At 35.3% G+C, this 6,272-nt stretch carries 6 protein-coding genes; 3 read left to right on the top strand and 3 right to left on the bottom strand.

All coding sequences use genetic code 11. The features are described from left to right. Positions 1-583 precede the first annotated feature (583 nt). Positions 584-1,033 (bottom strand): type II toxin-antitoxin system VapC family toxin, encoded by a 450-nt coding sequence (locus F6K40_RS30305; protein WP_293141290.1) that lies wholly within the window; start codon positions 1,031-1,033, stop codon positions 584-586. A gap of 491 nt (positions 1,034-1,524) precedes the next feature. Then, entirely contained in the window at positions 1,525-2,856 is a 1,332-nt protein-coding gene (locus F6K40_RS30300) for a dihydroorotase (protein WP_293141288.1), read from the bottom strand. A 683-nt stretch (positions 2,857-3,539) separates the two neighbouring features. On the opposite strand from F6K40_RS30300, the gene F6K40_RS30295 reads away from it, so the two are divergent. The 3 genes from F6K40_RS30295 to lepB all read left to right on the top strand — a co-directional run bounded on the left by F6K40_RS30295 (position 3,540) and on the right by lepB (position 5,333). Next, entirely contained in the window at positions 3,540-3,839 is a 300-nt protein-coding gene (locus F6K40_RS30295; protein WP_293141286.1) for an HNH endonuclease domain-containing protein, read from the top strand. A gap of 82 nt (positions 3,840-3,921) precedes the next feature. After that, on the top strand, positions 3,922-4,086 hold the full coding sequence (locus tag F6K40_RS30290) for a hypothetical protein (protein ID WP_293141284.1): 165 nt from the start codon (positions 3,922-3,924) through the stop codon (positions 4,084-4,086). Positions 4,087-4,682: 596 nt separating this feature from the next. Beyond that, entirely contained in the window at positions 4,683-5,333 is a 651-nt protein-coding gene (gene lepB / locus F6K40_RS30285; RefSeq protein WP_293141282.1) for a signal peptidase I, read from the top strand. Between the two features lie 581 nt (positions 5,334-5,914). On the opposite strand, the gene F6K40_RS30280 is transcribed toward lepB, so the two are convergent. Then, positions 5,915-6,272, bottom strand: a 358-nt coding sequence (locus F6K40_RS30280) for a hypothetical protein (RefSeq protein WP_293141280.1), incomplete at its 5' end; no start/stop codon positions are given.

Here is a 6,272-nt window from a genome sequence, read left to right as displayed (position 1 = left end):
AATACTAGATATTTGAGGCGTTTATTTAGATTTATTTTACTGAAAAATTAAAGTATAAAACCTCTCCATTCATGGAGAAAAAGCAGTCGGAAAGCGGAGCATGACCTAGGATGGGATGAATAGTTTATCGGCGCCATATCCAATTGACTAAGAGAATAAAAAAAATCCTTTTAGTCAATCCTTCTATTACAGAAGAGGTAGTAAACCCCCCCATCAGGGGAGGTCTTTAATTGTTAACTATTAATTGTTGAACTGATGACTTTAAACTAAATGAAAAACTTGTCTGGTAAAAATAAGGAATTTTTATATCTCATACTTTGGGTGCATCTCAATGCAAGAAGAAAGCCAAAAATTTATTGCTTTTAGGGAACAGGGAACACTTAACTGGGAACAGCAGATTTGGGAATAGGAAAAAAGTATTTTGGCAAATATTGAGATGCACCCCATACTTCCTGTTGCAATGCTGTTTCAATTTTTTGTTAATAAACTGTATTTGCATTTATAAATAAACAACTTGTCTGAGTTTTTTTTTATTCCTTATATTTTTATTTTTATGTCGGTTACCAGCAACCAAAACTTACCTTTAAATTTCTAATTCATCTAGCAATAATATAGTCAATTCTGTCAATCTTTTAAAGACTGCATCATTTGTTGACAATGCTTCACATTCTGCTGCTAATGCTACAGCTATTTGAAAAGCATCGGGTAATTGTAGATTACATTTTGCTCTAATTTTAGCTGCTTCTAGTGCTATATTTTGGTTGTCAATAGGCACAAAAATTGTATTGTTCGCATCAACAATAACGTCAATGAAGTATTGCTGTAATTGTGTTTTTCCTAAACTATAAGGACGCACTAAACATTCAGATAAGGTAATTGGAGAAGTTACTGCTATTAAAATACCTTCGCCAATATAATTAAATACCGCTCTTGCTGTTTCTAAATATTTTGAGTTTTGTTCAACATAGTAAATAACTGGTGCAGTATCTATAAATAAATGAGTTATATTCTGGATACTTTCTTCTATATTCACTTTTAATTACTCAATTTTTTTTGTTGAATTTCTAATTCTGGAAACTCGCCTCGTCTCATCCGGGTGACATATTCTTGAGCATCTATTCCTTCTAATAAGTTAGGTGCTATTCCTTCTAATTCTTTCTAATCTCTACCTGGCTTTTTTTTTGATTTCACACATTTTCAGTCTATTTGTTAAATAAAATATCAGATATAATTGCTCTTCTGGTGAAAGGATGTCTACTTTTCTGATTATTTCTGTTAGTTATTTTGATTTTTTATGCCTTTTCTTTTCTGTTTTTATAGTGGGTTTATATAATCTCGAAAATTTTTTCAGAAAAAAGGGGAGAAAAGTAGTTGACAAATCTTGCCCTTGACAGCTATTATTATTGTATAATAGAAATATTGATAACAATGAAAAAATTGTCACTATTCCCATTATGATAAGGATACCAGTCAAGTAAACTAAAAGTCAAGCAAAATCTCAAAAAAAGTCGTCGCGAAAATTATTTAGGGTGCTTCATAAAATGTCAAAGCTTGACCCCGAACATCAGAATTAAATTCACCACGATTAAAAACAACTTCTCCCCCAACAATAGTAACAACAGGCCAACCAGTTAAACTCCATCCTTCAAAAGGACTCCAGCCACATTTTGTCATTAACTCCTCCCTTAAAACAGGGCGATAATTATCCAGATCGACCAATACTAAATCCGCATCAAAACCAGGAGCGATCGCCCCCTTTTTCAAAATCCCATAACCCCTAGCAACAGCAGTAGACATCCAATTAGAAACCTGAGCAACAGAACATCTTCCCTGGATAGCTTGAGTCAACATTAAAGGCAAAGAAGTTTCCACCCCAGGCATACCCGAAGGAGTATTCGGATAGCCTTTATCTTTTTCTTCCAAAGTATGAGGAGCATGATCCGTAGCAATAAAATCAATCACCCCATCCAACAAAGCTTGCCATAAAACCTCATTATCCCAAGCAGACTTTAAAGGAGGATTCATCTGAGCCAAACTACCAATCTTTTCATAAGCACTCGTATTTAATAACAAATGTTGAGGCGTAACTTCAGCAGTCACCCAACTAGGTTTATCCTGACGCAATAATTCAGCCTCATCTCCAGTCGAAGTGTGTAAAATATGTAACCTCCGCTCATACCTCTTCGATAATCTCAAAGCCATCTTAGTTGCCAATAAAGCAGTTTCATTATCCTGAATTTGTGAATGAATAGCAGGGTCAAAAATACCAGCAAACTCCTTTTTCCTTTCATCAATTCGAGCTTGATTTTCCGCATGAACAGCAATCAATCTTTTTCCCCTAGCAAAAATTGGCTCCAACTTTTCCTCAGTATCTACCAACAAAGGTCCGTGCATAGAACCCATAAAAATTTTAATTCCAGGAGTAGGATTAGCTATTAATAAATCCGGTAAATTTTCTGCCGTCGCCCCAATAAAAAAACCAAAATTAACCAAACATTTTTGAGCTGCCCGTTGTAACTTATCATCCAATGCTGCCTGAGTCGTAGTCAAAGGTTTAGTATTAGGCATTTCCAGAAAAGAAGTAACACCACCTTTCACACAAGCTCGACTAGCAGTAAATAAATCTTCCTTATGTTCTAATCCAGGTTCCCGAAAATGTACCTGCGGGTCTATTACTCCCGGTAATAAAGTTAAACCTTCAGCATCTATGATTTTTTCAGGAGCTTCAGAAGATGAAATTTCTGGAGCGACTTGAATAATTTCTTGGCCTTGAATTTCCACATCACCAACCAAAAATTCCCCATCAGGTAAAAGGATGCGGGCGCGACGAATCAACAAAGAAGAAATAGGAGGCATAATAAAAATTGGGTTTTAAATTTCTATTTTTTGAGGGAGTAGGGAGTAGGGAGTAGCACTATGCGCAACTCAGAAGTCAGAAGTTAGAAGTAATCCCTGAGTGAGTTTGAACATTTATAAATCTGCGCCCTTTGCTTCGACTGCTATAACAGGACGTCTAGACTAAAATTTTGGGGAAGTTCGAGTCCATACTGGAGAAATCTCCCCATCTCCATGTCTCCGCATCTGCCCATGTCTTTTCAGAGGATAAAACGTCCCTACAAGGTAGGACTATGCTTTACCCATATATTTTCAATTTCTTACAGGATAGGGGAGACGATGGAAAGGAGTCTAATCGGGAAGTGAAAACAAACCTGCCATTGCTCAATTATGACAGAGCTGGCTAAAAGCGAATAACACTTCAAAAGCCATTTGTACACTACTTCTCCCCAAACTCTCCAGATTCCCCAAAATCTCTACCCTGCAATATTTCTCAGACTTATGGGTAAGGAATAGATTTTGTAGAGAAGGGAATTAGGGGGAAGGGGTTCTCCACATTTTAAAGCTAGACAGGCTAGTAATTCGGGAAACAGGAAATAGAAAGGAATAAAAACAATACCTCAGTAACTTGAGAAACGCTATAATGTCATTTTAACTACCCCGGCGGGAAGTCCCGCGCTCTCCCGTAGGGGAGCGTCGGGAGTATGTCAATATATTATTACATTACACCTTTGAAAAATCTAGCCAATTATGAGGTAGAACATATCTACCCCAAGTCAAAAGGAGGTTCAGACCGAGTATCTAACTTAACTCTTGCCTGTACTAAATGCAACCAACTTAAGAGTAATCAAGATGTCAAAGAATTCTTATCAGGTTTCCCAGAATTATTAAAGCGAATACAAACCCAAGCTAGATTACCTTTGAAAGATGCAGCAGCAGTTAATTCTATGCTGTGGAAATTGTTCAATACCTTAAAGAATAGTAAATTGAAAGTAATCACATAAGCCCGGGGAACAAACAAAATTTAACCGCAGAAAACAGAAACTGCCTTTATCGCACTGCATAGACGCGGCTTGTGTAGGAGAAGTGAATCAGTTAGATTTTAAGACCACCCAAGTTTTAGCTGCTATATGCAAAGGCCAAGGAGGTAGCGAGAGGGCAGCGGTAAATAAATATGGATATCCCATAAGGTACAACCCACTAAAGCCAATCAAAGGTTGGAATAGTGGAGACGAAAGCATTGAATATTGAAACAGGGGAAGTTGTTAGAGTTAATCCTCGCTCACGCGTCAAATAGTTTTAACTTCACAGTGCCTGGACAAAAAGCTAAAAGTGTTCATGTAAGTAAATTAAAAGTTGTACATCAAAAAGACGGTTATACCTATACATTTTGTCCACAGTTGTCCAAAAATGTCGAGGAAAATGCCGTCTAAAACTTAGCATTTCTATAAAATAGGTATAATTATGACTATCAACTCAAAAACCTAAAAATTTAGTCTTAATAATTGTAAATTTAGATGATTGAAACTCCAAGCTATTTTTAATAGTTAGGCAAGGTTATAAATTCAAAAAAACATGAATCACCTAGAGGTAAAACCCATCAATAAAACCAGTATTTTAAAATTAATTAAAATTCATTATTTGATAAATATAAATGATGAATAAAGAAGAAAAATTAACACATGAAGAAAATTCAAATAAATATTGTGAATTTAGATGATTGAAACTCCAAGCTATTTTTAATAGTTAGGTAAGGTTATAAATTCAAAAAAAGCCTGAATCACCTAGAGGTAAAACCCATCAATAAAACCAGTATTTTAAAATTAATTATTTGAGCAATAGAAATAATGAATAAAAAAGAAAAATCAACACATAAAGAAAATTTAAATGAAGAAAATCCTTTAATTGAGTCAATTAAAACTATTGGACTGAGCGTAATTTTAGCCATAGGAATTCGTCAATTTGTTGCTGAAGCACGTTATATTCCTTCTGGTTCGATGCTGCCAACATTACAAATTAATGACCGTTTGATTATAGATAAATTGGGTTATCAATTCAAAGACCCAGAAAGAGGAGATATTGTAGTTTTTAATCCAACAAATGAACTTAAAACTCAGTACAAAGATGCTTTTATTAAACGGATAGTTGGATTACCTGGAGATCGAGTAGAGTTGAAGAATGGAAAAGTATATGTAAACGATCAGGTAGTAGAAGAAACTTATGTTGCTTCAGATTTGAATCCAGCGGAACTTGAAGCTAGAAAAGTTAATCACCAACAAACAAGAATAGATGTTTGTCCTCCTGATAAAAGATTTCTTTCTCAACCTGTTACAGTGCCTCAAAATTCTTATTTGGTTATGGGGGATAATCGTAATCATAGTTATGATGGACGATGTTGGGGTTTTGTACCTTATGAAAATATTATTGGTCGAGCTATATTTCGCTTTTGGCCTCTTGATAGTCTTGGTACAATAGATGAACTACCATTGTACAAATGAAATTTATTTCAGTTATTAGACATCTCCAGAAAAGAGGCAGTAAGAGGTGCGGGGAAAGATTGATAATTTCTGTGGAATAATTTATTTTGTTTTTTATTATTGGAGAGGTTTATTATAGCAATTCTATTTAGGGTTTGCTGAAAAAGTATTTTTGCTGTTTATAGTAGTCAGTAGTTAGGAGAAATGGTGTATTACAAAAGATATAGTCGGAACAATTATCCCTCCATTTTTCCGCCGCCCGCTGCCCAAAATCCTCACTTTTTGCTGATCATCAGAGTAAAAATCTTGCACTTTTATACCGCATAAAATTCCTTTCCCCTTGATGTGTCATCCTTTCAGATTATTCAGCAACCCCTATTTATAGAGCAGAAAAATTGCCCAAGCAAATATATGGAAGCGATCGCTCACCTACCCTAAAAAAATGATTTTTCTAAAGATTAATATTGCCACAAATACTAAAATAATTACTTGTACAACAATTTACAATGCCAACTTCAAAGTTAAACAAGCCGACACCACTATTTGATATAGATAAAAATTAGTTGAATTTAAAAAGTTGAATTTAAAAATCAGATTCTAAATTAACTAGAACCTTGGGGTTGATTTTTGTCTAGTTCCGTATCTCGGAAATATTTGCGAATAATTTCAACATCAGGCTCTGTCTCAATCCACAGTCGAGCACCACCTGCTTGACTTTTGTTAGGTTTATGAGGTCGATAAACGATTTTGCAATTTCCCAGAATTTCTACTTCGTGGCAGCGATCGTTTCTGTCTCCTTGTTTGACAGAAATGGCTGGAAGAGATGTGCCGTTGTCTCGGTTATGGTCAATTTCTCTTCGCAGTACATGGATAAAAGTATTGCCTGTACGGAATCCTTTATTCCAAGTTCCTTGAGGACCTCGACGACCTGGTGTAATTTCTGGCATTCCTCTACTATTT

It is taken from the genome of Okeania sp. SIO3I5 (assembly GCF_010672085.1).
Taxonomy (GTDB): Bacteria; Cyanobacteriota; Cyanobacteriia; order Cyanobacteriales; family Microcoleaceae; genus Trichodesmium.
Note: the sequence above shows the minus strand (reverse complement) of the source record. Positions and strands in the feature narration are given on the sequence as shown.